Source organism: Pseudomonas sp. B10 (assembly GCF_900156235.1).
GTDB classification, from domain to species: Bacteria; Pseudomonadota; Gammaproteobacteria; order Pseudomonadales; family Pseudomonadaceae; genus Aquipseudomonas; species Aquipseudomonas siliginis.
This window is the reverse complement of record NZ_LT707063.1, coordinates 3,641,945-3,667,367: the sequence shown is the minus strand read 5'-3', so window position 1 is coordinate 3,667,367 and position 25,423 is coordinate 3,641,945. Positions and strand designations below refer to the sequence as shown.

24 protein-coding genes, 2 tRNA genes and 2 rRNA genes are annotated in these 25,423 nt (G+C 57.6%); 15 read left to right on the top strand and 13 right to left on the bottom strand.

From position 1 onward, the window contains the following. Nucleotides 1–40 precede the first annotated feature (40 nt). From BXA01_RS16730 to BXA01_RS16700, 7 genes are all read right to left on the bottom strand, one after another. Nucleotides 41–2,934, bottom strand: a 23S ribosomal RNA gene (locus tag BXA01_RS16730). A gap of 238 nt (nt 2,935–3,172) precedes the next feature. Beyond that, nucleotides 3,173–3,248 (bottom strand) — tRNA-Ala (locus tag BXA01_RS16725). Nucleotides 3,249–3,258: 10 nt separating this feature from the next. Next, nucleotides 3,259–3,335, bottom strand: a tRNA-Ile gene (locus BXA01_RS16720). A gap of 123 nt (nt 3,336–3,458) precedes the next feature. Then, nucleotides 3,459–4,995 (bottom strand): 16S ribosomal RNA (locus tag BXA01_RS16715). The 16S and 23S rRNA genes sit together here with 2 tRNA genes alongside, the layout of an rRNA operon. Nucleotides 4,996–5,261: 266 nt before the next feature. Continuing rightward, nucleotides 5,262–5,468, bottom strand: coding sequence for a hypothetical protein (locus BXA01_RS26980; RefSeq protein WP_157115967.1), 207 nt, complete (start codon nt 5,466–5,468; stop codon nt 5,262–5,264). Nucleotides 5,469–5,625: 157 nt separating this feature from the next. Continuing rightward, on the bottom strand, nt 5,626–6,846 hold the full coding sequence (locus tag BXA01_RS16705; protein ID WP_076564898.1) for a CaiB/BaiF CoA transferase family protein: 1,221 nt from the start codon (nt 6,844–6,846) through the stop codon (nt 5,626–5,628). Between the two features lie 14 nt (nt 6,847–6,860). Then, entirely contained in the window at nt 6,861–8,042 is a 1,182-nt protein-coding gene (locus BXA01_RS16700) for an acyl-CoA dehydrogenase (protein ID WP_024015035.1), read from the bottom strand. 157 nt (nt 8,043–8,199) lie between these two features. On the opposite strand from BXA01_RS16700, the gene BXA01_RS16695 reads away from it, so the two are divergent. The 10 genes from BXA01_RS16695 to BXA01_RS16650 all read left to right on the top strand — a co-directional run bounded on the left by BXA01_RS16695 (nt 8,200) and on the right by BXA01_RS16650 (nt 18,052). After that, nucleotides 8,200–9,099, top strand: a complete 900-nt coding sequence (locus BXA01_RS16695) for a LysR family transcriptional regulator (protein WP_076564896.1) — start codon at nt 8,200–8,202, stop codon at nt 9,097–9,099. A gap of 434 nt (nt 9,100–9,533) precedes the next feature. Then, complete coding sequence (locus BXA01_RS16690) at nt 9,534–10,655, top strand: Re/Si-specific NAD(P)(+) transhydrogenase subunit alpha (RefSeq protein ID WP_076564893.1); 1,122 nt, start codon at nt 9,534–9,536, stop codon at nt 10,653–10,655. Nucleotides 10,656–10,670: 15 nt separating this feature from the next. Next, a complete protein-coding gene (locus BXA01_RS16685) occupies nt 10,671–10,991 on the top strand; it encodes an NAD(P) transhydrogenase subunit alpha (RefSeq protein WP_003220416.1) in 321 nt (106 codons plus the stop codon). Further along, the gene (locus tag BXA01_RS16680) at nt 10,991–12,424 is read left to right on the top strand and encodes an NAD(P)(+) transhydrogenase (Re/Si-specific) subunit beta (protein ID WP_076564891.1); all 1,434 of its coding nucleotides are present in this window, start codon (nt 10,991–10,993) and stop codon (nt 12,422–12,424) included. Before BXA01_RS16685 ends, BXA01_RS16680 begins: the two co-directional genes overlap by 1 nt. A gap of 214 nt (nt 12,425–12,638) precedes the next feature. Then, entirely contained in the window at nt 12,639–14,132 is a 1,494-nt protein-coding gene (locus BXA01_RS16675; protein WP_076564888.1) for an acetyl-CoA hydrolase/transferase family protein, read from the top strand. 321 nt (nt 14,133–14,453) lie between these two features. Then, nucleotides 14,454–14,669, top strand: a complete 216-nt coding sequence (locus tag BXA01_RS16670; protein ID WP_007911656.1) for a DUF1127 domain-containing protein — start codon at nt 14,454–14,456, stop codon at nt 14,667–14,669. Between the two features lie 333 nt (nt 14,670–15,002). Continuing rightward, nucleotides 15,003–15,320 (top strand): DUF2388 domain-containing protein, encoded by a 318-nt coding sequence (locus BXA01_RS16665; RefSeq protein WP_016772298.1) that lies wholly within the window; start codon nt 15,003–15,005, stop codon nt 15,318–15,320. A 108-nt stretch (nt 15,321–15,428) separates the two neighbouring features. Continuing rightward, a complete protein-coding gene (locus tag BXA01_RS16660; protein ID WP_076564886.1) occupies nt 15,429–15,746 on the top strand; it encodes a DUF2388 domain-containing protein in 318 nt (105 codons plus the stop codon). A gap of 27 nt (nt 15,747–15,773) precedes the next feature. Continuing rightward, a complete protein-coding gene (locus BXA01_RS16655) occupies nt 15,774–16,094 on the top strand; it encodes a DUF2388 domain-containing protein (protein ID WP_076564885.1) in 321 nt (106 codons plus the stop codon). Continuing rightward, the gene (locus BXA01_RS16650; RefSeq protein ID WP_076564883.1) at nt 16,091–18,052 is read left to right on the top strand and encodes a DUF7844 domain-containing protein; all 1,962 of its coding nucleotides are present in this window, start codon (nt 16,091–16,093) and stop codon (nt 18,050–18,052) included. Before BXA01_RS16655 ends, BXA01_RS16650 begins: the two co-directional genes overlap by 4 nt. Nucleotides 18,053–18,109: 57 nt before the next feature. On the opposite strand, the gene trpA is transcribed toward BXA01_RS16650, so the two are convergent. Continuing rightward, nucleotides 18,110–18,919: a tryptophan synthase subunit alpha gene (gene trpA / locus BXA01_RS16645; protein WP_076564881.1), complete on the bottom strand. Its 810-nt coding sequence runs from the start codon at nt 18,917–18,919 to the stop codon at nt 18,110–18,112. Then, the gene (gene trpB, locus BXA01_RS16640; RefSeq protein ID WP_016772302.1) at nt 18,919–20,151 is read right to left on the bottom strand and encodes a tryptophan synthase subunit beta; all 1,233 of its coding nucleotides are present in this window, start codon (nt 20,149–20,151) and stop codon (nt 18,919–18,921) included. Before trpB ends, trpA begins: the two co-directional genes overlap by 1 nt. 113 nt (nt 20,152–20,264) lie before the next feature. Between trpB and BXA01_RS16635 the strand changes: the two genes are divergently transcribed. Continuing rightward, nucleotides 20,265–21,182, top strand: coding sequence for a LysR family transcriptional regulator (locus BXA01_RS16635; protein ID WP_076564878.1), 918 nt, complete (start codon nt 20,265–20,267; stop codon nt 21,180–21,182). On the opposite strand, the gene BXA01_RS16630 is transcribed toward BXA01_RS16635, so the two are convergent. Beyond that, on the bottom strand, nt 21,155–21,481 hold the full coding sequence (locus BXA01_RS16630; protein WP_039757078.1) for a DUF883 family protein: 327 nt from the start codon (nt 21,479–21,481) through the stop codon (nt 21,155–21,157). The two genes, BXA01_RS16635 and BXA01_RS16630, sit on opposite strands and share 28 nt — an antisense overlap. A gap of 166 nt (nt 21,482–21,647) precedes the next feature. On the opposite strand from BXA01_RS16630, the gene BXA01_RS16625 reads away from it, so the two are divergent. Then, nucleotides 21,648–21,863: a dodecin gene (locus BXA01_RS16625; RefSeq protein WP_016772305.1), complete on the top strand. Its 216-nt coding sequence runs from the start codon at nt 21,648–21,650 to the stop codon at nt 21,861–21,863. A 129-nt stretch (nt 21,864–21,992) separates the two neighbouring features. Beyond that, nucleotides 21,993–22,217 (top strand): DUF1161 domain-containing protein, encoded by a 225-nt coding sequence (locus tag BXA01_RS16620; protein WP_076564876.1) that lies wholly within the window; start codon nt 21,993–21,995, stop codon nt 22,215–22,217. 158 nt (nt 22,218–22,375) lie between these two features. Here the strand turns inward: BXA01_RS16620 and BXA01_RS16615 are convergent, their stop codons facing one another. Further along, nucleotides 22,376–23,377, bottom strand: a complete 1,002-nt coding sequence (locus BXA01_RS16615; protein WP_039757082.1) for an LLM class flavin-dependent oxidoreductase — start codon at nt 23,375–23,377, stop codon at nt 22,376–22,378. 240 nt (nt 23,378–23,617) lie between these two features. Here BXA01_RS16615 and BXA01_RS16610 point away from each other — a divergent pair, with 240 nt between their 5' ends. Together BXA01_RS16610 and BXA01_RS16605 are read left to right on the top strand one after the other, a co-directional pair. Continuing rightward, nucleotides 23,618–24,049 (top strand): OsmC family protein, encoded by a 432-nt coding sequence (locus BXA01_RS16610; RefSeq protein WP_016772308.1) that lies wholly within the window; start codon nt 23,618–23,620, stop codon nt 24,047–24,049. Between the two features lie 240 nt (nt 24,050–24,289). Then, nucleotides 24,290–24,529, top strand: a complete 240-nt coding sequence (locus BXA01_RS16605; protein WP_076564874.1) for a DUF1161 domain-containing protein — start codon at nt 24,290–24,292, stop codon at nt 24,527–24,529. A gap of 4 nt (nt 24,530–24,533) precedes the next feature. Here the strand turns inward: BXA01_RS16605 and BXA01_RS16600 are convergent, their stop codons facing one another. Beyond that, a complete protein-coding gene (locus BXA01_RS16600; RefSeq protein ID WP_076564872.1) occupies nt 24,534–24,953 on the bottom strand; it encodes a PA0061/PA0062 family lipoprotein in 420 nt (139 codons plus the stop codon). Between the two features lie 40 nt (nt 24,954–24,993). Beyond that, on the bottom strand, nt 24,994–25,416 hold the full coding sequence (locus BXA01_RS16595) for a PA0061/PA0062 family lipoprotein (protein ID WP_076564870.1): 423 nt from the start codon (nt 25,414–25,416) through the stop codon (nt 24,994–24,996). Between the last annotated feature and the right edge of the window lie 7 nt (nt 25,417–25,423).

Sequence of the window (25,423 nt, the reverse complement as noted above, 5' to 3'; positions counted from 1 at the left end):
CCGCAATCTGGCCTTTCGACGCAAATTGCTTGGGTGTTATATGGTCAAGCCTCACGGGCAATTAGTATTGGTTAGCTCAACGCCTCACAGCGCTTACACACCCAACCTATCAACGTCGTAGTCTTCGACGGCCCTTCAGGGAACTCAAGGTTCCAGTGAGATCTCATCTTGAGGCAAGTTTCCCGCTTAGATGCTTTCAGCGGTTATCTTTCCCGAACATAGCTACCCGGCAATGCCACTGGCGTGACAACCGGAACACCAGAGGTTCGTCCACTCCGGTCCTCTCGTACTAGGAGCAGCCCCTCTCAAATCTCAAACGTCCACGGCAGATAGGGACCGAACTGTCTCACGACGTTCTAAACCCAGCTCGCGTACCACTTTAAATGGCGAACAGCCATACCCTTGGGACCGGCTTCAGCCCCAGGATGTGATGAGCCGACATCGAGGTGCCAAACACCGCCGTCGATATGAACTCTTGGGCGGTATCAGCCTGTTATCCCCGGAGTACCTTTTATCCGTTGAGCGATGGCCCTTCCATACAGAACCACCGGATCACTAAGACCTACTTTCGTACCTGCTCGACGTGTCTGTCTCGCAGTCAAGCGCGCTTTTGCCTTTATACTCTACGACCGATTTCCGACCGGTCTGAGCGCACCTTCGTACTCCTCCGTTACTCTTTAGGAGGAGACCGCCCCAGTCAAACTACCCACCATACACTGTCCTCGATCCGGATAACGGACCTGAGTTAGAACCTCAAAGTTGCCAGGGTGGTATTTCAAGGATGGCTCCACGCGAACTGGCGTCCACGCTTCAAAGCCTCCCACCTATCCTACACAAGCAAATTCAAAGTCCAGTGCAAAGCTATAGTAAAGGTTCACGGGGTCTTTCCGTCTAGCCGCGGATACACTGCATCTTCACAGCGATTTCAATTTCACTGAGTCTCGGGTGGAGACAGCGCCGCCATCGTTACGCCATTCGTGCAGGTCGGAACTTACCCGACAAGGAATTTCGCTACCTTAGGACCGTTATAGTTACGGCCGCCGTTTACCGGGGCTTCGATCAAGAGCTTCGCGTTAGCTAACCCCATCAATTAACCTTCCGGCACCGGGCAGGCGTCACACCCTATACGTCCACTTTCGTGTTTGCAGAGTGCTGTGTTTTTAATAAACAGTCGCAGCGGCCTGGTATCTTCGACCGGCATGAGCTTACGGAGCAAGTCCTTCACCCTCACCGGCGCACCTTCTCCCGAAGTTACGGTGCCATTTTGCCTAGTTCCTTCACCCGAGTTCTCTCAAGCGCCTTGGTATTCTCTACCCAACCACCTGTGTCGGTTTGGGGTACGGTTCCTGGTTACCTGAAGCTTAGAAGCTTTTCTTGGAAGCATGGCATCAACCACTTCGTGTTCTAAAAGAACACTCGTCATCAGCTCTCGGCCTTAAGATCCCGGATTTACCTAAGATCTCAGCCTACCACCTTAAACTTGGACAACCAACGCCAAGCTGGCCTAGCCTTCTCCGTCCCTCCATCGCAATAACCAGAAGTACAGGAATATTAACCTGTTTTCCATCGACTACGCTTTTCAGCCTCGCCTTAGGGACCGACTAACCCTGCGTCGATTAACGTTGCGCAGGAAACCTTGGTCTTTCGGCGTGGGTGTTTTTCACACCCATTGTCGTTACTCATGTCAGCATTCGCACTTCTGATACCTCCAGCAAGCTTCTCAACTCACCTTCACAGGCTTACAGAACGCTCCTCTACCGCATCATCCGAAGATGATACCCGTAGCTTCGGTGTATGGTTTGAGCCCCGTTACATCTTCCGCGCAGGCCGACTCGACTAGTGAGCTATTACGCTTTCTTTAAAGGGTGGCTGCTTCTAAGCCAACCTCCTAGCTGTCTAAGCCTTCCCACATCGTTTCCCACTTAACCATAACTTTGGGACCTTAGCTGACGGTCTGGGTTGTTTCCCTTTTCACGACGGACGTTAGCACCCGCCGTGTGTCTCCCATGCTCGGCACTTGTAGGTATTCGGAGTTTGCATCGGTTTGGTAAGTCGGGATGACCCCCTAGCCGAAACAGTGCTCTACCCCCTACAGTGATACATGAGGCGCTACCTAAATAGCTTTCGAGGAGAACCAGCTATCTCCGAGCTTGATTAGCCTTTCACTCCGATCCACAGGTCATCCGCTAACTTTTCAACGGTAGTCGGTTCGGTCCTCCAGTCAGTGTTACCTAACCTTCAACCTGCCCATGGATAGATCGCCCGGTTTCGGGTCTATTCCCAGCGACTAGACGCCCTATTAAGACTCGCTTTCGCTACGCCTCCCCTATTCGGTTAAGCTCGCCACTGAAAATAAGTCGCTGACCCATTATACAAAAGGTACGCAGTCACAGAACAAAGTCTGCTCCCACTGCTTGTACGCATACGGTTTCAGGATCTATTTCACTCCCCTCTCCGGGGTTCTTTTCGCCTTTCCCTCACGGTACTAGTTCACTATCGGTCAGTCAGTAGTATTTAGCCTTGGAGGATGGTCCCCCCATATTCAGACAAAGTTTCTCGTGCTCCGTCCTACTCGATTTCATGACTAAGAGATTTTCGCGTACAGGGCTATCACCCACTATGGCCGCACTTTCCAGAGCGTTCCGCTAATCTCAAAGCCACTTAAGGGCTAGTCCCCGTTCGCTCGCCACTACTAAGGGAATCTCGGTTGATTTCTTTTCCTCAGGGTACTTAGATGTTTCAGTTCCCCTGGTTCGCCTCTTGCACCTATGTATTCAGTACAAGATAACCATCTTATGATGGCTGGGTTCCCCCATTCAGACATCTCCGGATCAAAGTCTGTTTGCCGACTCCCCGAAGCTTTTCGCAGGCTACCACGTCTTTCATCGCCTCTGACTGCCAAGGCATCCACCGTATGCGCTTCTTCACTTGACCATATAACCCCAAGCAATCTGGTTATACTGTGAAGACGACATTCGCCGAAAATTCGAATTTCTCAACTAAGAGAACTCACAAATTTTACCTTAGCCTGATCCGTTACCAGTGAAAGTAACGTTCAGTCTATCTTACTATCACATACCCAAATTTTTAAAGAACGATCTAATCAAAAGACTAGAAATCAATATTCAGTGCGAATATTCATTTCTAAACTCTCAAACTTCGAAGCAGTTTATGGTGGAGCCAAGCGGGATCGAACCGCTGACCTCCTGCGTGCAAGGCAGGCGCTCTCCCAGCTGAGCTATGGCCCCATAACAAAATTGGTGGGTCTGGGCAGATTCGAACTGCCGACCTCACCCTTATCAGGGGTGCGCTCTAACCAACTGAGCTACAGACCCAATTTCGAGCTTGTAACTGTTAGCTCAGAGCTATCAGCTTGGAGCTTAAAGCTGCTTCTATCGTCTTCTTCAATGAATCAAGCAATTCGTGTGGGAGCTCATGCAGCAGCTGATATCGTCGATTAAGGAGGTGATCCAGCCGCAGGTTCCCCTACGGCTACCTTGTTACGACTTCACCCCAGTCATGAATCACACCGTGGTAACCGTCCCCCCGAAGGTTAGACTAGCTACTTCTGGTGCAACCCACTCCCATGGTGTGACGGGCGGTGTGTACAAGGCCCGGGAACGTATTCACCGCGACATTCTGATTCGCGATTACTAGCGATTCCGACTTCACGCAGTCGAGTTGCAGACTGCGATCCGGACTACGATCGGTTTTATGGGATTAGCTCCACCTCGCGGCTTGGCAACCCTTTGTACCGACCATTGTAGCACGTGTGTAGCCCAGGCCGTAAGGGCCATGATGACTTGACGTCATCCCCACCTTCCTCCGGTTTGTCACCGGCAGTCTCCTTAGAGTGCCCACCATTACGTGCTGGTAACTAAGGACAAGGGTTGCGCTCGTTACGGGACTTAACCCAACATCTCACGACACGAGCTGACGACAGCCATGCAGCACCTGTCTCAATGCTCCCGAAGGCACCAATCCATCTCTGGAAAGTTCATTGGATGTCAAGGCCTGGTAAGGTTCTTCGCGTTGCTTCGAATTAAACCACATGCTCCACCGCTTGTGCGGGCCCCCGTCAATTCATTTGAGTTTTAACCTTGCGGCCGTACTCCCCAGGCGGTCAACTTAATGCGTTAGCTGCGCCACTAAGAGCTCAAGGCTCCCAACGGCTAGTTGACATCGTTTACGGCGTGGACTACCAGGGTATCTAATCCTGTTTGCTCCCCACGCTTTCGCACCTCAGTGTCAGTATCAGTCCAGGTGGTCGCCTTCGCCACTGGTGTTCCTTCCTATATCTACGCATTTCACCGCTACACAGGAAATTCCACCACCCTCTACCATACTCTAGCTTGCCAGTTTTGGATGCAGTTCCCAGGTTGAGCCCGGGGATTTCACATCCAACTTAACAAACCACCTACGCGCGCTTTACGCCCAGTAATTCCGATTAACGCTTGCACCCTCTGTATTACCGCGGCTGCTGGCACAGAGTTAGCCGGTGCTTATTCTGTCGGTAACGTCAAAACAGCAAAGTATTAATTTACTGCCCTTCCTCCCAACTTAAAGTGCTTTACAATCCGAAGACCTTCTTCACACACGCGGCATGGCTGGATCAGGCTTTCGCCCATTGTCCAATATTCCCCACTGCTGCCTCCCGTAGGAGTCTGGACCGTGTCTCAGTTCCAGTGTGACTGATCATCCTCTCAGACCAGTTACGGATCGTCGCCTTGGTGAGCCATTACCTCACCAACTAGCTAATCCGACCTAGGCTCATCTGATAGCGCAAGGCCCGAAGGTCCCCTGCTTTCTCCCGTAGGACGTATGCGGTATTAGCGTTCCTTTCGAAACGTTGTCCCCCACTACCAGGCAGATTCCTAGGCATTACTCACCCGTCCGCCGCTGAATCCAGGAGCAAGCTCCTCTCATCCGCTCGACTTGCATGTGTTAGGCCTGCCGCCAGCGTTCAATCTGAGCCATGATCAAACTCTTCAGTTCAAACATCTTTGGGTTTTTAAGAAACCCTAAACTTGGCTCAGCAATCGTTGGTTACATCTTTGATTTCTCGCGGAGTAACTTGTGATGCTGATAATCTTGTTGACTATCAGTCTGACTGCACAAGCACCCACACGAATTGCTTGATTCAGTTGTTAAAGAGCGGTTGGTTAAGATCTTTCGTCTCAACCGAGGCGCGCATTCTACAGCAGCCTCATTTGCTGTCAAGTGATTATTTTCAGAAGTTTTCGAAGAATTCTTCAACAACTTCAACCACTTGCGCTTCCGATCTCTCGATAGCGGGAGGCGAATTCTACAGCGTTAATCGCTGCTGTCAACACCTCTTTTTCTCCGCTTTCGACCGAGAAGATCGAACCGTTAAAAGAGCTGCACATCACTGCTCTTTCAACTCTTTCCATGCCTCGATGATCTGAAGCAAGCCACTGTTGAAAACTGCGTAACTCTTTGAATCTCAAGGAGTTTTCCGTTTCGACTGCGCCGGAAGTGGGGCGAATTATAGACCTCTGGAATCTGCCGTCAACCGTTAATTTCGCTTTTCTTTCAATAACTTGCGTATTGGTTAAAAAACATCCAATCAGATGAGAAAAGAGCTTCTTCTATATAGAAGAAGACTTAAAGGACGCCTTCCTTCTTCAACATAGCCACCGCGCCTGCCCCCAGACCCAGCACCCGCTGCAGAACCTCTAATGTGTGCTCACCTAATAAAGGAGGCGCATGACGATATTCAACGGGCGTCTCCGACAACCGAATCGGGCTGGCCACCTGAGGCACCATCCCCGCCAATGCATGCGGCAGCTCTATCGCCAGACCGCGCGCCTTCACCTGAGGATCTTCAAATACCTGCGACAGATCATTGATCGGCCCACAAGGCACGCCCGCCTGCTCCAATTGAGCAACCCACTCGGCCGTGGTCTTGAAGACCGTAGCTTGGCGGATCAACGGGATCAACACCGCGCGGTTCGCCACCCGCAGCTTGTTGGTCGCGAAGCGCGGGTCATCCGCCCACTGCGGTTGCCCCGCGACTTCGGCGAACTTGCGGAACTGCCCGTCATTACCCACGGTGAGAATGAAGTCGCCATCCGCCGTAGGAAAGTCCTGATAAGGCACGATATTCGGATGCGCATTGCCCAGGCGCTTCGGCGCATTGCCGGTGGTCAGGTAGTTCATCGCCTGATTGGCCAGGCACGCGACCTGCACATCCAGCAACGCCATATCGATGTGCTGGCCGCCACCGTCGTGATCGCGATGAGCCAATGCCGCGAGGATCGCCACTGTCGAATACAGCCCGGTAAGAATATCCGTCAGCGCCACGCCCACTTTCACCGGCCCAGCACCTTCATCTCCTTCAGGTCGACCAGTCAGACTCATCAAGCCGCCGAGGCCCTGGATCATGAAGTCATACCCCGCACGCTTGGCGTAAGGGCCGGTCTGGCCGAAGCCGGTGATGGAGCAATAGATCAGATTCGGGTTGAGCGCCTTCAGCGACTCATAGTCCAGACCATAGGCCGCCAGACCACCTACTTTGAAATTCTCAATCAGAATGTCCGACTTCGCCGCCAGGTCGCGCACCAGCTTCTGCCCTTCAGAACGGGTGAAGTCGATGGTCACCGATTGCTTGTTGCGGTTTGCCGAGAGGTAATAAGCCGCTTCCGATGTGTTCTCGCCGTAAGCATCTTTAAGAAAGGGCGGGCCCCAGGCGCGGGTGTCATCACCATTGCCCGGGCGCTCGACCTTGATCACCTCGGCGCCCAGGTCGGCGAGGATCTGTCCGGCCCAAGGCCCGGCCAGTACTCGCGATAAATCCAGTACCCGTAGATGCGACAGCGCGCCCATGGTCCGCCCTCCTATTAATAGAACGCCTGCAGACCGGTTTGCGCACGCCCGAGGATCAGCGCGTGAACGTCGTGGGTACCTTCATAGGTATTCACCACTTCCAGGTTGACCAGATGACGGGCCACGCCGAACTCATCGGAGATACCATTGCCACCGAGCATGTCGCGCGCCATCCGCGCAATATCCAGCGACTTGCCGCAGGAGTTGCGCTTCATGATCGAAGTGATTTCAACGGCGGCGGTACCCTCGTCCTTCATCCGGCCCAGTCGCAAGCAGCCTTGCAGCGCCAGAGTGATCTCGGTCTGCATGTCGGCGAGTTTCTTCTGCACCAGTTGAGTCGCGGCCAACGGTCGACCGAATTGCTGACGATCCAGAGTGTATTGACGCGCGGTGTGCCAGCAGAACTCGGCCGCGCCCAGTGCGCCCCAGGAAATGCCGTAGCGTGCGGAGTTGAGGCAGGTGAACGGACCTTTCAGACCTCGGACGTCCGGGAAGATGTTTTCTTCCGGCACGAACACGTTGTCCATGACGATCTCGCCGGTGATGGAAGCGCGCAGGCCGACCTTGCCGTGAATCGCCGGAGCGCTCAGACCTTTCCAGCCTTTCTCCAGAACGAATCCACGGATATCGCCAGCATCGTCCTTGGCCCACACCACGAAGACGTCAGCGATCGGGCTGTTGGTGATCCACATCTTCGCGCCGGTCAGGCTGTAGCCGCCATCGACCTTGCGCGCCCGGCTAATCATCGCGCCCGGATCGGAACCGTGGTTCGGCTCGGTCAGACCAAAGCAACCGATCCATTCGCCGGAAGCCAGTTTCGGCAGGTACTTCTGCTTCTGTGCTTCGGTACCGAATTCGTTGATCGGCACCATCACCAGTGAGGATTGCACGCTCATCATCGAGCGATAGCCAGAGTCGACGCGCTCGACCTCACGGGCAATCAGGCCATAACTGACGTAATTCAGACCACTGCCACCGTATTGCTCGGGAATGGTCGCGCCGAGCAGGCCGACTTCGCCCATCTCGCGGAAGATTGCCGGGTCGGTCTTCTCATGACGGAAAGCTTCGAGCACACGCGGCGCCAGACTCTGTTGAGCGAACTGGGCGGCGGTGTCGCGGATCATCCGCTCTTCTTCGGTGAGCTGTTGATCCAGCAGCAGGGGATCGATCCAGTTGAAGCTAGCTTTACCGCCCATGAGTGTGCCCTCGCAATCGGGTGAATTAACGTGGCATTGATCCTAGGCGCGGTTCGCCGTCGGAGCAAACGAGGATTTCGCATTCTGTTGTGCTAATTTCTCACTCCGTACCGTCGCGAATAGCCTTATATGCGGCGCATTAGTGAGGTTGACGTACATGCGCAGGAAGATCCCCAGCACCGCCGCCCTGATCAGTTTCGAAGCTGCCGCCCGCCATGAGAGCTTTACCCGTGCTGCTGAAGAACTGTCGCTCACACAGGGTGCCATTTGCCGACAGATCGCCAGCCTGGAAGACTTCCTCAGCGTGGAACTGTTCCGACGCTCGCGACGTGGAGTGAAACTGACCGAGGCGGGTCTTTCCTACAGTCGTCGGGTGGCGACTCAGCTCGATGCGGTGGAGCGCGACACCCTCTCGGTAATGGGCCAGCAAGGCGCCAACGTCATCGAGCTCGCAGTCGTCCCGACCTTCGGCACGCAATGGCTGCTGCCACGGCTCAAGGATTTCCAGCTCAAGCACCCGGAAGTGACCGTCAACCTGACCAACCGCACTCGGCCATTCCTGTTTGCCGACACCGAATTCGATGCCGCGATTTACTTCGGCGACGCCGACTGGTCGGGTACCGAGTCCCACAGGTTGATGGGCGAAAATCCGATGCCGGTGTGCAGCCCCGCCCTACTCGGCGATCACACGCAGCTGACAGCGCAAGCCATCGCCGAGCTACCGCTGCTTCAGCAGACCACCCGACCTTACGCCTGGCGCCAATGGTTCAACTCGCAACAGCTGAATATTCCGCGCGACATGACAGGTCCGCGCTACGAGCTATTCTCCATGCTTGCCCAGGCAGCCATGCACGACATGGGCGTCGCGCTGATTCCGCCGTTTCTGATTCAGCGCGAGCTGGCAGAGAAACGTCTGGTGGTTGCCAACTCTCAAGCGCTTTCCAGCATCAAGGCCTATTACCTGATGATTCCGGAGCGAAAGGTCGAATCGGCATCGCTGAAGGCATTTCGTGACTGGCTGGTAAATCAAGCGCAGAGCTACAGCCTAGAAGAATAAAGGCTTTGCGCAATACCTAACCCCGTAGTCAGAAAAACTAGAGCCCTACAGATATAACTATTTGTCGCTTCTGAGCAGACTGTATCCGAAAGTCGTACAGACGTCCCACAAGCTGCCAAACACGTGGCTTTCAGCCTCTAATGGCGACTCATTACTGCCTATTCACGCCACGGATGCGAATTTTTTTCAAATTCAGCCAGAATCCTTGCAGGGCACGGCCTGCAAGGGGTTCAACTGGCCATCTGCGACATTCGGTCACGGCATGACTTGTAGTTAATTTTCCGTCACCCGTCATAATCCCTTGAAGGGCATAAAGTTCGCCTGCAAAATGCCGCGCCCCGCCCTGATTCGGCGGGATCGTGCTGATCGGCCGCCCCAGTCGCACCATCCGTAGTGCATGGGTTTACTCAATAAGATCACGCAGGAGATTTGACGTGCACATTGGTGTTCCTCTCGAAACCCAGACCGGTGAAACACGGGTTGCTGCAACCCCGGAAACCATCAAGAAGCTGATCAGCCAAGGCCATAAGGTCACTGTGCAAAGCGGCGCTGGCGTCAAAGCCAGTGTCGTCGACAGTGCCTATGAAGCGGCCGGCGCAAGCATTGGCAGCGCCAATGACGCGTTTGGCGCCGAGCTGATTCTCAAAGTGGTCGCGCCAAGCGATGCCGAACTGCCGCTGATCAAGCGCGGCACGGTGCTCGTGGGCATGCTCAACCCATTCAACAACGAGACCATCACGAAGATGGCCGAGTGCGGCATTACCGCGTTCGCCCTCGAGGCGGCACCGCGCACCTCGCGGGCGCAGAGTCTTGATGTGTTGTCGTCGCAGGCGAATATCGCCGGCTACAAAGCGGTGTTGCTCGCGGCTCACTATTACCCACGCTTCATGCCGATGCTGATGACTGCTGCGGGCACCGTGAAAGCGGCGCGGGTGCTGATTCTTGGCGCAGGCGTGGCCGGTTTGCAGGCGATTGCCACGGCGAAACGCCTGGGTGCGGTGATCGAAGCGTCCGACGTGCGCCCAGCGGTGAAGGAACAGATCGAATCCCTCGGCGCGAAGTTCGTCGACGTGCCTTACGAGACCAATGAAGAGCGCGAATGCGCCGTCGGTGTCGGCGGTTACGCGCGGCCGATGCCGGCGAGCTGGATGCAGCGTCAGGCCCAGGCCGTGCACGAGCGCGCCAAGCAGGCCGATATCGTCATCACCACTGCGCTGATTCCGGGCCGCAAGGCGCCGACGCTGCTCAGCGCCGAGACCGTGGCGCAGATGAAGCCGGGCTCGGTGGTCATCGACCTCGCGGCCGCTCAGGGTGGCAACTGTCCGCTGACCGTGGCCGATCAAGTCGTTGTGGAAAACGGTGTGACCATCGTTGGCCCGACCAACCTCGCCGGTGAAGTCGCTGCCGATGCTTCGGCGCTGTACGCACGCAACCTGCTGGACTTCCTCAAGCTGGTGTTCACCAAGGAAGGCCAGTTCGACGTCAACCTCGAAGACGACATCGTCGCCGCGTGCCTGATGTGCCGCGACGGCCAAGTCATCCGTAAAAACGCCTAAGCAGGGATTCAGACGATGGAAGAGCTTATCTCCCCCGGTATCTACAACCTGATCATCTTCGTGCTGGCGATTTATGTCGGTTACCACGTGGTCTGGAACGTTACACCTGCGCTGCACACGCCGTTGATGGCAGTCACAAACGCCATTTCCGCGATCGTGATCGTCGGCGCCATGCTCGCCGCTGCGCTGACCGTCACGCCGCTGGGCAAAACCATGGGCACGCTGGCCGTGGCACTGGCTGCGGTCAACGTGTTTGGTGGCTTCCTGGTCACTCGCCGCATGCTTGAGATGTTCAAAAAGAAAGCCCCGAAAGCAAAAGAAGAGGCGCCGAAGTAATGAGCATGAATCTCGTGACGACGCTCTACCTGATCGCGTCGATCTGCTTTATCCAGGCCCTCAAAGGCCTGTCGCACCCGACCACTTCGCGGCGCGGCAACCTGTTCGGCATGCTTGGCATGGCGCTGGCTATCATCACCACCGTCGGTCTCATCTATAAGTTGGGCGCTGAGCTGGCCACTGCAGGTATCGGTTACGTGATCGTCGGCCTGTTGGTCGGCGGCACCGCCGGTTCGATCATGGCCAAGCGCGTTGAAATGACCAAGATGCCGGAACTGGTAGCGTTCATGCACAGCATGATCGGCCTCGCGGCGGTGTTCATTGCTATTGCGGCGGTGGTCGAGCCGCAATCGCTGGGTATCGTTAAACAACTGGGCGATGCGATTCCGGCGGGCAACCGTCTGGAGCTGTTCCTCGGTGCCGCCATCGGTGCGATCACCTTCTCGGGTTCGGTGATCGCCTTCGGCAAGCTCTCGGGCAAATACAAGTTCCGCCTGTTCCAGGGCGCACCGGTACAGTTCAGTGGCCAGCACAAGCTCAATGCGATTCTGGGTCTGGCAACGCTGGTTCTCGGTCTGACTTTCATGTTCACCGGCAACTTTACGGCGTTCGCGCTGATGCTGGCGCTGGCGTTCGTGATGGGCGTGCTGATCATCATCCCGATCGGCGGCGCCGACATGCCGGTGGTGGTGTCGATGCTCAACAGCTATTCCGGCTGGGCGGCGGCGGGGATCGGCTTCTCGCTGAACAACTCGATGCTGATCATTGCCGGCTCGCTGGTGGGTTCGAGCGGTGCGATCCTCTCGTACATCATGTGCAAGGCGATGAACCGCTCCTTCTTCAATGTACTGCTCGGCGGTTTCGGCAATACGGCAGATGCAGGTCCTACCGGTGCGCAAGAAGCCCGTCCGGTGAAATCCGGCTCGGCTGATGACGCAACCTTCCTGCTGACCAACGCCGATACCGTGATCATCGTCCCGGGCTACGGTCTGGCAGTGGCCCGTGCACAACACGCACTGAAGGAACTGACCGAGAAGCTGACCCATCGCGGAGTGACCGTGAAGTACGCGATCCACCCGGTGGCCGGTCGGATGCCTGGGCATATGAACGTCCTGCTCGCCGAGGCCGAAGTGCCTTACGATCAGGTGTTCGAGATGGAAGACATCAACTCCGAGTTCGGTCAGGCCGACGTTGTGCTGGTGCTCGGTGCGAACGACGTGGTCAACCCGGCCGCGAAGAACGATCCGAAGTCGCCGATTGCCGGTATGCCGATTCTCGAAGCGTTCAAGGCCAAGACCATCATCGTCAACAAGCGCTCGATGGCCAGCGGCTACGCCGGCCTGGACAACGAACTGTTCTATCTGGACAAGACCATGATGGTTTTCGGCGACGCGAAGAAAGTCATCGAAGACATGGTCAAAGCGGTCGAGTAATTCACCGCTGCAATAGCGAACGCCCCGACTTGTCGGGGCGTTTTTGTTTGCGCAAGACGCTGGACAATTTGCCGCGTTGTTGCAGATCCGGTAACGGTGTTTTACTGAAAACCCGCGAAATAGAGGCCTCGTTTGCGACCTTGGTAGCGGGACAGGCGCCGGCCAAATTCACTAGACTGCGCATCCTGCTACTCGTTGCCCGAGATAATAATCCATGTACCGTGACCGTATTCGCCTGCCTTCGTTGTTGGACAAAGTGATGAGCGCTGCCGACGCTGCCGCTCTGATTGAGGACGGCATGACCGTCGGCATGAGCGGTTTCACCCGCGCCGGCGAAGCCAAGGCCGTTCCCCACGCACTGGCCGAGCGCGCCAAGGTCACGCCGCTGAAGATCAGCCTGATGACTGGCGCCAGCCTGGGCAACGACCTCGACAAGCAACTGACCGAGGCCGGCGTGCTGTCGCGGCGCATGCCGTTTCAGGTCGACAGCACGTTGCGCAAGGCAATCAACGCCGGTGAAGTGATGTTCATTGACCAGCATCTCTCGGAAACGGTCGAGCAGTTGCGCAACCAGCAATTGAAGCTGCCGGACATCGCCGTCATCGAGGCAGTCGCCATCACCGAACAAGGCCATATCGTGCCGACCACTTCGGTGGGCAACTCGGCCAGCTTCGCGATCTTCGCCAAACAAGTGATCGTCGAGATCAACCTGGCGCACAACGCCAATCTCGAAGGCCTGCACGACATCTATATCCCGACGTACCGCCCGACGCGGACGCCAATCCCGCTGGTGAAAGTCGACGATCGCATCGGCAGCACGGCGATCCCGATTCCACCGGAAAAGATCGTTGCGATTGTCATCACTCAGCAGTCGGACTCGCCATCCACAGTGTCGGTACCGGACGTTGATACCAATGCCATCGCTGAACACCTGATCACCTTCTTCAAGCAGGAAGTTGCCGCCGGCCGCATGACCAACAAGCTCGGCCCGCTGCAAGCCGGGATTGGCAACATCGCCAACGCGGTGATGTGCGGCTTGATCGACTCGCCGTTCGAAGACCTCACCATGTACTCGGAAGTGCTCCAGGATTCGACTTTCGACCTGATCGATGCCGGCAAGCTGAGCTTCGCCTCGGGCAGCTCGATCACCCTGTCCGAGCGGCGCAACAGTGACGTGTTCGGCAACCTGGAGAAGTACAAGGACAAACTGATTCTGCGGCCGCAGGAGATCTCCAATCACCCGGAAGTGGTGCGGCGTCTGGGCATCATCGGCATCAATACCGCGCTGGAGTTCGACATCTACGGCAACGTCAACTCCACCCATGTCTGCGGAACGCGGATGATGAACGGCATCGGCGGCTCCGGCGACTTCGCGCGCAATGCGCATCTGGCGGTATTCGTGACCAAATCGATCGCCAAGGGTGGCGCCATTTCCAGCGTGGTGCCGATGGTCAGCCACGTCGACCATACCGAGCATGACGTCGACATTCTGGTGACCGAGGTCGGGCTGGCCGATTTACGCGGCCTCGCGCCAAGGGAGCGTGCGCGAGTGATCATCGACAACTGTGTGCACCCGGACTTCCGCCAGGCACTGAATGATTACTTCAGCGCTGCCTGTGCAATCGGCGGTCACACCCCGCACATTCTGCGCGACGCCCTGAGCTGGCATATGAACCTGGAAGAAACCGGGCGCATGCTGGCGGTGTGATTCACACAGATAACCACCGAGGCAAACACAGTTTTGCATCGGTGGATGCCCGCGAGAAGCAGGATCGCAAAAAACTGTACTGCTGTACCGGTCTTTTCCTACAGCAAAGCCCTACTCAATCCCCTGATACGAGCTCAAATGCACCATTTAAGTGCAGACAGGTACAGTTTGCCCAATTTCGACCCGTACACCATCCATAAACAGTTAACTGCTCACTCACAATACAAATGAACTGTATCTACAGAGACTAGGCAAACGAGAGGATCATGGGCACCAGTCAAACCACTACCTGATCCCGCCACAAGCGGAAGGATGTCAACCATGGAACGTACACTCAGTTCCGAACTGTTCTTCGAAGACAAAGCTGTAAACACCCAGGCTTCCCTGCCTCTGCGCGTTATTGCCAACCTGATGTTGTGGCAGCGCCGCATCTCCAGCCGCCATCAACTGGCCCGTCTGGATTCGCGTCTGCTGGCCGACGCCGGTATCAGCGAAGCACAACGCTACGAAGAGCTGAGCAAGCCGTTCTGGCGCTAAGCAGCGTCGCTGGCTCTGGTCGTCAGACCCACCGCCAGCAACCCGAATTGCACAAGCAAAACCCGTCGTGGGCAACCACGACGGGTTTTGTCGTTTCAGGGCCTTGAATGCTCTAAAACGCATAACTGAACGAGCACAGGTACAATTTACGAAAGCCTCAAATAACACCAGTACAGTTATGCAGAACCTTTGGAGTATCAATAGCCACCACTGGGCGAACCGGATTTGGCAGCCTAATATCCATGCAGAACGTGGCGAACGTTGCGCAACAGGCGTCTGACTCCTCAGATACCGAGCCACCTCTCACTACGGTTTATCCAAAGGAGTTCCATCATGACCCGTCTTCGCCTGCTCAGTGCCGCCGCCCTGCTGGCCGTGGCTGCCAACGCCAGTGCTACCAGTTTCATCGTGACCACCGACTCGATCGTCGGCGCGCTGAAAGCCACTTCCGACGCCACTTCCGATGTGACCTCCTCGTTCCGTGACGACAAGATCGTCCTCGCCGCCCGCGACGATGCCGCCAGCTTCGTGGCCAGCGAAGGCGATATCCGTGGGGTGAAGCTGGAAAGCGCGCTCGATCACATCCGCCATCAGGCGCCACAACTCAATGCCACCGATGCCCAATTGGCTCAGGCCATTCTGACCCTCTGATCGATTGTCGCAATGCGGGACACGCCAGCCGTGTCCCGATGTTTCAACGCTGGCTCTGGCCCGGGCATTTGCGCTAGCCTTCAGGCTCGTTAACAGTTGTCGAGTCCCATGCGCTTTCTTCCAACTCTGCTCATCTCTTCTGCCTTGTTCAGCGCCTGCTGGGCGATGTCTGCCAATGCCTTCGATGCTTTCAATGCGTCGACCCAAGGCACGGTTGTCAGCGGTTACGCGACCAGCATGGTGTCTTCTGCGCCGTTCGACCGTAAACTGCTGCGCGCCGCCCATGATGATGCGGCCGCCTTTGTTGCCAGTGACGGTGAATGGCGAGGCGCACGGCTGGAATCCGCGCTGCATTACCTGCGCAAAACCCGGCCGAAACTTCATGCCAGCGACCTTGAACTGGCAGAGGCAATTCTCGTCCAATAGTTATCCTTGTCCTTCCGGAGTCGTTCCATGCGTAGCCCGCTGATTGCTGCCGCCCTTGGCCTGTTTGTGTTGGCCGATATGGCCCAGGCGCACACCCTGGTAGCCACCAGTAACATCATCGTTCGTGCCTCCCAGCGCAGCATCGATTTCACTTCCGATACCACCACGTCGATTCGCGATTCGAAAATCATCCGCGAAGCCCACGACGACGCCGCCAGTTTCGTCGCCAGCAACGGCGACATCCGTGGCGCGCACCTCGAAGCCGCTCTCAACACATTGCGTACACGGGTGCCGGAAGCGCGCGACGCCAGTGATCAGGTACTCGCCGAAGCCATCCTCGCACTGTGAGGTCCGTTGGCGCCTGGCTGCTGGCCGGGGCGTTGTTGCTGCTTGGCAACAGCGCCCATGCCGGCCTGCAATTGCGGCTCAAGACCGACGGTCTGAGCCCGGCTCAACAACAGGCCAGTCAGGCGCTGATTGATGAGGCCATGGCGAAACTGCCGCCGAGCTTCATCGAGCGGCTAGACCGGCGTATCGATGTCGGCTGGACCGATGACATGCCGGCCAACGCTTACGGGCAGGCGACGCTGATTTCCGAGCTCGATCTGAACCGCAAGCTGCTCGCTAGCCTCACCGATGGCAGCGCGGCGAAAGAGAAAACCAATCGTCCCCACGGCACTGTTCGCCAGGAACTGCTGGCCACGGTGCTGCACGAAATTACCCACATTTATGATCGCGCGCGTTTATGGCCGAGCGCCGAGCGCACGTTGATCCAGCGCTGCACCCGACGCTTCAACAGCGCCGGGCTGATCGGCATTCCCGATGAGTGTCGCGGGCAGAACGGTCGGCGCTTCACCATCAGCGACGACCCGCGCCTGCTTGACCTGGCCGGGTGGCAGCAATACGTCGGCCGCCGCGGCGAGCGTGAACAACATAACCGGCAGATCGCGCGTAGTCCGGATCTCTACGAGATTTCCAGCCCCAAGGAGTTCGTTGCGGTCAACATGGAGTACTTCCTCCTCGACCCGAGCTACGCCTGCCGCCGCCCGGCGCTGTATCGCTACTACAAGGAACATTTCGGCTGGGCGCCGCCAGCGCAGGACACCTGCAGCAAGAGCTTCGCCTTTCTCAATGCGGGCAATGACTTCGCCAAGCAGCCTCTGGGGCAAGTCGATCCGGAACGGGTCTACGCGGTCGATTACCTGCTGGCCGAGGCCAATCAGAACTGGGTCAGCCGCTGGGGTCACAGCATGCTGCGCCTGGTGATCTGCGCCCCCGGTCGCCCGCGTGGCCCGGATTGCCGCCTCGACCTCGACCAGCACCTGGTGCTGTCCTATCGCGCCTTCGTTGGCGATGTACAGCTGTCGAGCTGGGACGGACTGGTCGGCAAATACCCGTCGCGGCTGTTCGTGTTGCCGCTGGCGCAAGTGATCGACGAATACACCAAGACCGAGCTGCGCAGCCTCGCTTCGGTGCCGCTGAAGCTGTCTCGCGAGGAAATCGAAGGCGTCGTCGAACATGCCGCCGAGATGCACTGGAGTTACGACGGCAACTACTTCTTCCTGTCCAACAACTGCGCGGTAGAAGGTTTGAAACTGTTGCGCAGCGGCAGCAATAACAGCCAACTGGTCGGCCTCGACAGCATCATGCCCAACGGCCTGCTCGAAGTGCTCAAGGGCCGTGGTCTGGCCGACACCAGTGTGCTCGACGATCCGAAAGAAGCGCTGCGTCTGGGTTACCGCTTCGACTCGTTCCGCGATCGCTATCAAGCGATGTTCGATGTATTGAAGAAGCAGCTGCCGATCAAGCAGACCACTGTCGAAGACTGGCTGTCACTCAGCGCTGAACAACGCCGTGAATGGTTCGATCGCGCCGACCTGCGCACCAGCGCGGCGCTCTTGCTGCTGGAGCAAGCCAGTTTTCGCCGGCAGTTGTTGCTGGCCCAGGACGAGGTCAAGCAACGCTACCTCGGCGCCCGCGAGCTGGAAAATGGCGGCATGGACAAAGCCAACGCGACATTGCAGGAGATTCTCGCCAACAGTGGCTTCCTCAGCCGCCCGGCGGAACTGCTCGACTCTAAAGGCTACGGACTGCCCCAGCCGAGCGAGTTTGGCCGACTGGAAGCGGAAAGCAGTCAGCGGCAGAAGAAGCTGCTGGCACTGTCCGGCGACCTTGATACCGAAGTGCGCAAGCTGCTCGAACCCAAGCGGGCGGCCGAGATTGCCGCCAGCGAGGCCAACGTGAAACAGATTGGCGAGCATCTGCGCAAACTGCACAAGGCTTCGGGCGGACTGCAATTACCCTGAGCACAAAAAAGGCTTCAGAACGCCTGTTCTGAAGCCTTTTTGTTTTCCCCTGCGGCTTTAGACGCGAGCCTTGCGCACGCCTTGGGACAGCGCCGAACACAGACTCAACACGCCATCGATGGCCTGCTCAGGCGTATCGGCACTGGCGATGTGATCGATCAACGCCGAGCCCACCACCACACCGTCAGCCAGACGCGCGATGGCCGCAGCCTGCTCCGGTGTACGGATACCGAAGCCAATGCTGATCGGCAGGTCGGTATGCCGACGCAGACGTGCAACCGCCTCTTCCACGTGTTCCAGAGTCGCTGCACCGGCGCCGGTGACACCCGCGACCGACACGTAGTAGACAAAACCGGAACTGCCGTTGAGCACACGCGGCAGACGCGCGTCGTCGGTGGTCGGCGTGGTCAGGCGGATGAAGTCAAGGCCAGCAGCCTGCGCCGGGTCGCACAGCTCTTCATTGTGCTCTGGTGGCATGTCGACCACGATCAGGCCATCGACGCCGGCATCCTTGGCTTCTGCGATAAAACGCTCGACGCCGAATTTGTGGATCGGGTTGAAGTAACCCATCAACACCAGCGGCGTGTCGCTGTTGCTTTCACGGAATTCGCGAACCATTTGCAGGGTTTTCGCCAGATTCTGTTTGGCGCCCAGTGCACGGATGTTGGCCAACTGGATCGCCGGACCATCGGCCATCGGATCGGTGAACGGCATGCCCAGTTCGATCACGTCGGCACCTGCGGCAGGCAGGCCTTTGAGGATTGCCAGCGAAGTGTCGTAGTCAGGATCACCAGCGGTGACAAAGGTCACCAGCGCGGCGCGGTTCTGTTGCTTGAGGTCGGCAAAGCGGGTTTGCAGGCGGCTCATCAGTGTTTCTCCTGCTGCGACTGTTGCATATGGTGCATTACGGTTTGCATGTCTTTGTCGCCACGGCCCGAGAGGTTGACCACCATCAGGTGATCCTTCGGCAACTTCGGTGCACGTTTGAACACTTCGGCCAGGGCGTGGGCGCTTTCCAGGGCCGGAATGATCCCTTCCAGGCGGCAGCATTTGTGGAACGCTTCAAGGGCTTCGTCGTCGGTCACCGAGGTGTACTGGACGCGGCCGATGTCATGCAACCAGGCGTGTTCAGGGCCGATGCCCGGATAGTCGAGGCCAGCGGAAATCGAGTGAGCGTCGATGATCTGCCCATCGTCGTCCTGCAGCAGGAAGGTGCGGTTGCCGTGCAGCACGCCCGGCACACCGCCGTTCAGGCTGGCCGCGTGCTTGCCGGTTTCGATGCCGTAACCGGCGGCTTCGACGCCGATGATCTCCACGCTCTTGTCATCAAGGAACGGGTGGAACAGGCCCATAGCGTTGGACCCGCCACCGATGCACGCCACCAGACTGTCCGGCAGACGACCTTCCTGAGCCTGCAACTGATCGCGGGTTTCCTTACCGATGACGGCCTGGAAGTCGCGAACCATTGCTGGATAAGGGTGCGGGCCGGCCACGGTGCCGATCAGGTAGAAGGTGTTGTCGACGTTGGTCACCCAGTCACGCAGGGCTTCGTTCATCGCATCTTTCAGGGTGCCGGTGCCGGCCACCACCGGGATCACTTCGGCGCCGAGCAGCTTCATGCGGAAGACGTTAGCCTGCTGACGTTCGATGTCGGTGGTGCCCATGTAGATCACGCAGTCCAGACCGAAACGCGCAGCAACGGTGGCCGTGGCCACGCCGTGCATGCCGGCGCCGGTTTCGGCGATGATGCGCTTCTTGCCCATGCGCCGCGCCAGCAGGATCTGGCCGATGCAGTTGTTGATCTTGTGCGCGCCGGTGTGATTCAGCTCTTCACGCTTGAGGTAGATCTTGGCGCCGCCGCAGAACTCGGTCAGGCGTTCGGCGAAATACAACGGGCTTGGACGTCCGACGTAGTCTCGCTGGAAGTAGGCCAATTCTTCTTTGAATGCCGGATCTTCCTTGGCCGCTTCGTATTCGCGAGCCAGGTCGAGGATCAACGGCATCAGGGTTTCCGCTACATAACGGCCACCGAACGCACCGAACAGGCCGTTGGCGTCAGGGCCGTTACGCAGATCAGAGGTGTTCGAAGTCTGGGTCATGGGTCGCTCCAGGTGAATTCGGTCAGAAGACAATGACGACCACTCTACCCCTGACTTTCCAGGCTGAAAACCGATAAGATCGCCACAACCTGTCAGGAAAACTCACAGATACCATGAGCCACGACCTTCCCCCGCTAAATGCCTTGCGCGCCTTCGAGGCCACAGCTCGTCTGAACAGTGTCAGTCAGGCTGCCGAACAGCTGCACGTTACCCACGGCGCGGTCAGCCGCCAGCTCAAGGTGCTTGAAGAACATCTCGGCGTGAGCCTGTTCGTCAAGGACGGACGCGGCTTGAAACTCACAGATGCCGGAGCGCGTCTGCGCGATGCCAGCGCGGAGGCGTTCGATCGCTTGCGCAGTGTTTGCGCCGAACTTACGCAAAGCACAGCGGATGCGCCGTTCGTGCTGGGTTGTTCGGGGAGCCTGCTGGCGCGCTGGTTTATTCCGCGCCTGGGGCGGCTGAATGCCGATTTGCCGGATCTGCGTCTGCACCTGTCGGCCGGTGAAGGGGATCTCGATCCACGGCGCCCGGGCCTTGATGCGCTATTGCTGTTCGCCGAGCCACCGTGGCCGGCCGATATGCAGGTCTACGAGCTGGCGGCAGAGCGCATCGGCCCGGTGATGAGCCCGTTATTCAGCGGTTATCAGAACTTGCACGATGCTCCTGCCGCAGAATTGCTCGACCAGCCCTTGCTGCACACCACCTCCCGCCCACAAGCCTGGCCCAGTTGGGCGCAGCAAAACCACCTCGATCCCAAAGCGTTGAAGCTCGGGCAAGGTTTTGAGCATTTGTATTATTTGCTGGAGGCGGCTGTTGCAGGTCTCGGCGTGGCAATCGCACCGGAGCCGTTAGTAACTGAAGACCTGAAGGCGGGTCGCCTGGTTGCGCCGTGGGGCTTCTGCGAAACCCCGGCGCAACTGGCGTTGTGGCTACCCAAGCGCGCCGCAGATGGGCGCGCCCGGCAACTGGCGCAGTGGCTCAAAAACGAGCTGCGCCAGCCTGATCACTCACCGCGCTTGAACAAAAAGTAGGCAGCGAGCAGACCGATTGCGCCGACAGCCACACCGGCTGTGGTCCACGGATGTTCCTGCGCGTAGTCACGAGTGGCAATGCCGGTCTCGCGGGTTTTCACTTTGACTTCTTCGTACGCGTCGCTGAGCAGATGACGGGAATGTTTCAGTGCACTTTCGGCATTGCTTTTCAGCGCCTTGAGGGTCTTGCGCGACTCGTCCGAAGCATCGTCTTTCAAGCTTTCCAACGATTTGAGCAGACTCTCGATCTCGGCTTCCATGCTTTGCAACGAGGCTTTACGTAAAGAGGTGTTGGCCATGGTGGCTCTCCTGCATTGGTGATGAGTGGCGTGTGTTGGTTGGGACTTCACCACTTCGAGAAAGTGCAGAAATTCTGAACTTCGGCAGCGCAGAGGCGCCGAAATCAACAGTGCAATTGCCTGCTAGGCTCAATTTCACACGCCATTCCAACCCAAGGAGATCGCCATGAGTGACCATCACACATACAAGAAAGTCGAGCTGGTCGGCTCGTCCACTACCAGCATCGAAGACGCCATCAACAACGCACTGGCCGAAGCCAACAAAACCCTGCGCAATCTGGAATGGTTTGAAGTGACCGAAACCCGTGGCCACATCGAAAACGGCCAAGTGGCGCACTTTCAGGTAACGCTGAAAGTCGGCTTCAAGATTGCCGCCAGCTGAGTTTGAGCTAGTCTTCTGAACTTGCGCGCTGGCCGAGTGCCATAGGTAATGGCAAAGCGCTACAAGGTGAGCGCATCGGGTGGATGACCCGGTGCCCGCCTCTTTCAATCCGACCAGGGAGTGCGACCGATGAAGAAGTTCATATTGGCAGTAGGTTTGTTGAGCCTTGCGGGTGGTGCGTTTGCAGCCGGCAAGCCATGTGAAGAGCTGAAAAGCGAAATCACAGCGAAGCTCGACGCCAAAGGCGTATCCGGTTATTCGCTGGAAGTTGTCGACAAGGGTGCGGCGGCTGATGGCGACGTCGTCGGCAGTTGCGAAGGCGGCAGCAAGGACATCGTCTACAAGCGCGGTTGATTGCGCCTGAAATACAAAAGCCGACGTGGATGCGTCGGCTTTTTTGTGGGCTCCATGTACCCGATGTGGGAGCGAGCTTGCTCGCGAAACCGGTGGGTCAGTCAACATATCGAGTGCCTGACACTCCGTCTTCGCGAGCAAGGTATGTGTGGTGAATCTTAGCCCTTCATCACCTGCGCCAGCAGCTCGTACGAGCGCACGCGATCAGCATGCTCATACAAATCGCTGGTGAAAATCAGCTCATCCGCCTGAGTCTGCTCGATCAACACTTCCAGTTTGGCGCGGATCTTCTGCGGGCCGCCGACCATGGCGAGGCCGAGGAAATCGCCCACCGCTTCACGTTCATGGGGCAGCCACAGGCCGTCCATGGTTTTCACCGGCGGACGCTGCACCAAGCTCTGGCCACGCATCAACGCAAGAATGCGCTGGTACACCGACGTCGCCAGGTAATCGGCTTGCTCATCGGTATCCGCTGCCACCAGCGGCACGCCGAGCATCACGTACGGCTTGTCGAGCACCGCCGAGGGTTTGAAGTGATTGCGGTAGATGCGGATCGCCTCGTGCATGAAGCGCGGCGCGAAATGCGAGGCGAAGGCGTAAGGCAAGCCGCGCTCACCCGCCAATTGCGCACTGAACAGACTTGAGCCGAGCAGCCAGATCGGCACGTTGGTACCGGTGCCAGGCATGGCGATCACCCGTTGCTCCGGGGTGCGCGGGCCGAGGTAGCGCATCAGTTCGGCGACGTCTTCAGGGAAGTCGTCAGCGCTGCCCGAGCGCTCGCGGCGCAAGGCGCGGGCGGTCATCTGGTCAGAGCCGGGCGCGCGGCCCAAGCCCAAGTCGATCCGTCCCGGGTACAGGCTCTCGAGGGTGCCGAACTGCTCGGCAATCACCAAAGGCGCATGGTTGGGCAGCATCACCCCGCCGGAACCGACGCGGATGGTCGACGTGCCTCCGGCCAGATAACCGAGCAAGACCGATGTAGCCGAACTGGCGATGCCGTCCATGTTGTGATGTTCGGCGACCCAGAAGCGTGTGTAGCCGAATTTTTCGGCATGTTGTGCCAGATCCAGCGAGTTGCGCAGCGATTGCGCTGCGCTGCCGTTTTCGCGCACTGGCACCAGGTCGAGGGTGGAAAATTTAACGTCGGACAGTTTTTTCATGAACCTGCATCTCCGGGTGGGGAGGCAGGTTTTTCTTTCGAGCGAAAACCTGCCAAATCCATAAGCGTGTTTTATGGAATGAGGGCATATACCCGAGATTCAATAGCAGCGACGAAATTTCCTACTAAAAAAGTCAACGATTCAGCCGGGCTGAACTTTGTTCCGCCGTCTATCCTCAGAAGCCTTGCTAGTAAAAACCGCGACGGCGCGGCGTTCCGCGCCATATTTGAGGAGGCAGACATGGCTATCGTGAAAAAGGCATCGGCGCATTGGGAAGGCGATCTGAAAACCGGTCTCGGCTCGATCTCCACCGAAACCGGCGTACTGCGCGAAGCGCCGTACGGGTTCAAGGCGCGCTTTGAGGGCGGCAAGGGCACCAACCCGGAAGAACTGATCGGCGCGGCCCACGCCGGCTGCTTCTCCATGGCGTTTTCGATGATTCTCGGTGATGCCGGCCTGAAGGCAGACAGCATCGACACCAACGCTGAAGTCACCCTCGATCAGGTCGACGGCGGCTTCGCAATCACTGCGGTAAAGCTGATTCTCAAGGCGAAGATTCCAGGCGCAACTCAGCAGCAGTTTGAAGAACTGAGCAACAAGGCCAAGGAAGGTTGCCCGGTTTCCAAGGTGCTGAACGCGAAGATCACTCTCGAGGCTTCGCTGGTCAGCTGATTGGGCGTTTGCCGGGCTGACGCCTTCGCGAGCAGGCTCGCTCCCACAGGGGATTTGTGCACGACGCAGATTCAGTGTGGGAAAGAGCCTGCTCGCGAAGGCAGTCTCGAAACCTGCTCAGCGGCCGGCAATTAATACAAGGTGTGAGCAAAGTCAGAACCCGCTCCGCAGAATTGTGGTCGAATAATCGACAGCAGCTTCAGCGCACACCCGTGCGCGCTGCCTCAAGGAGCTTCATCGATGAAACGTATTGGCTTGGCGATCCTTTGCAGTGCACTGGCCACTTCCGCTTTCGCAGCCCCCAAGGACTGCGAAGAGCTCAGAAAGGAAATCGAGATCAAGATTCAGGCGAAAGCGGTGCCAACTTACACCCTTGAAATCATCACGGCGGAAGAGGCGAAGCAGCATGACTCAGCCATGATCGTCGGCATTTGCGAAAACGGTACCAAGCGAATCATTTACCAGAAAAACGGCAACTGACGCGCTAGATGATGCAGTTGAACTCGCGGTCTTCAGCAACGATTTCGCGTTTGGCATTGTACAAACGCGCGCTCGGCGTGAATGCCAGCGAGCGCCCTTCCAGCAGATAACGCTGGCCGGCTTCGAAGTGGTCATAGCGGATCGTCAGATAACACAAACGCTCCACCGGGCCGGTGAGCAGACTGCCACCGCCGCCAAACACTTCGAAGTCGAAACGCACCCGCAGCTCGTGGCTGCCGGGCGTCACCTGAAAGAAGCGCCCGTCGTTCAATCGCTGATTATCGAGACGCTCGGCCATTAGCAACTTGCCGCCGGGGCTTGGCGTGGAGAAGTCGACCCAAGCCATTTGCGGGTCAACCGGGGGCAATGGCGTCTGGCAACCGGCGACTAGGCCGACAACGAGCAACAGCAGCAACGTACGCATGATGGATATCCACAGATCTGAATAGCCAGCATAGCGCCGATCAACTGCTCTGACAGCCCGCCGGTATGCCCTGACCGACAACCTTGCGCTGTTCGTCATACAGCTTGGCCCAAGGCCGGAAGCCGATGCTGCCCGCCTGCAGTTGATAGCGCTGGCCGGCGTTGAAATCCTTGAATTTCACGCTCATCTGGCAATCGCGCCACAGCGGTTCGGCATTCGGGCCGATGTTGGTGGCCTCGACCGGGAATTGATAGCGCACCTTCAGCTCATGGCTGCCGGGCTGCACTTCGAAATAGCGTTTGTCGATGGCCTGGGTGGCATCGACTTGTACGGCTTGCAGCGCCGTGTCGTGTTGGCGAGCGTCAAGATCGATCCAGGCTTGCGAGGGGTCGGGGTCGGGTATTCCGAATCCGGCACAACCGGCCAGCGTCAGCAGGCCTCCTGTCAGCATCAACATGCGCATAGCGGTG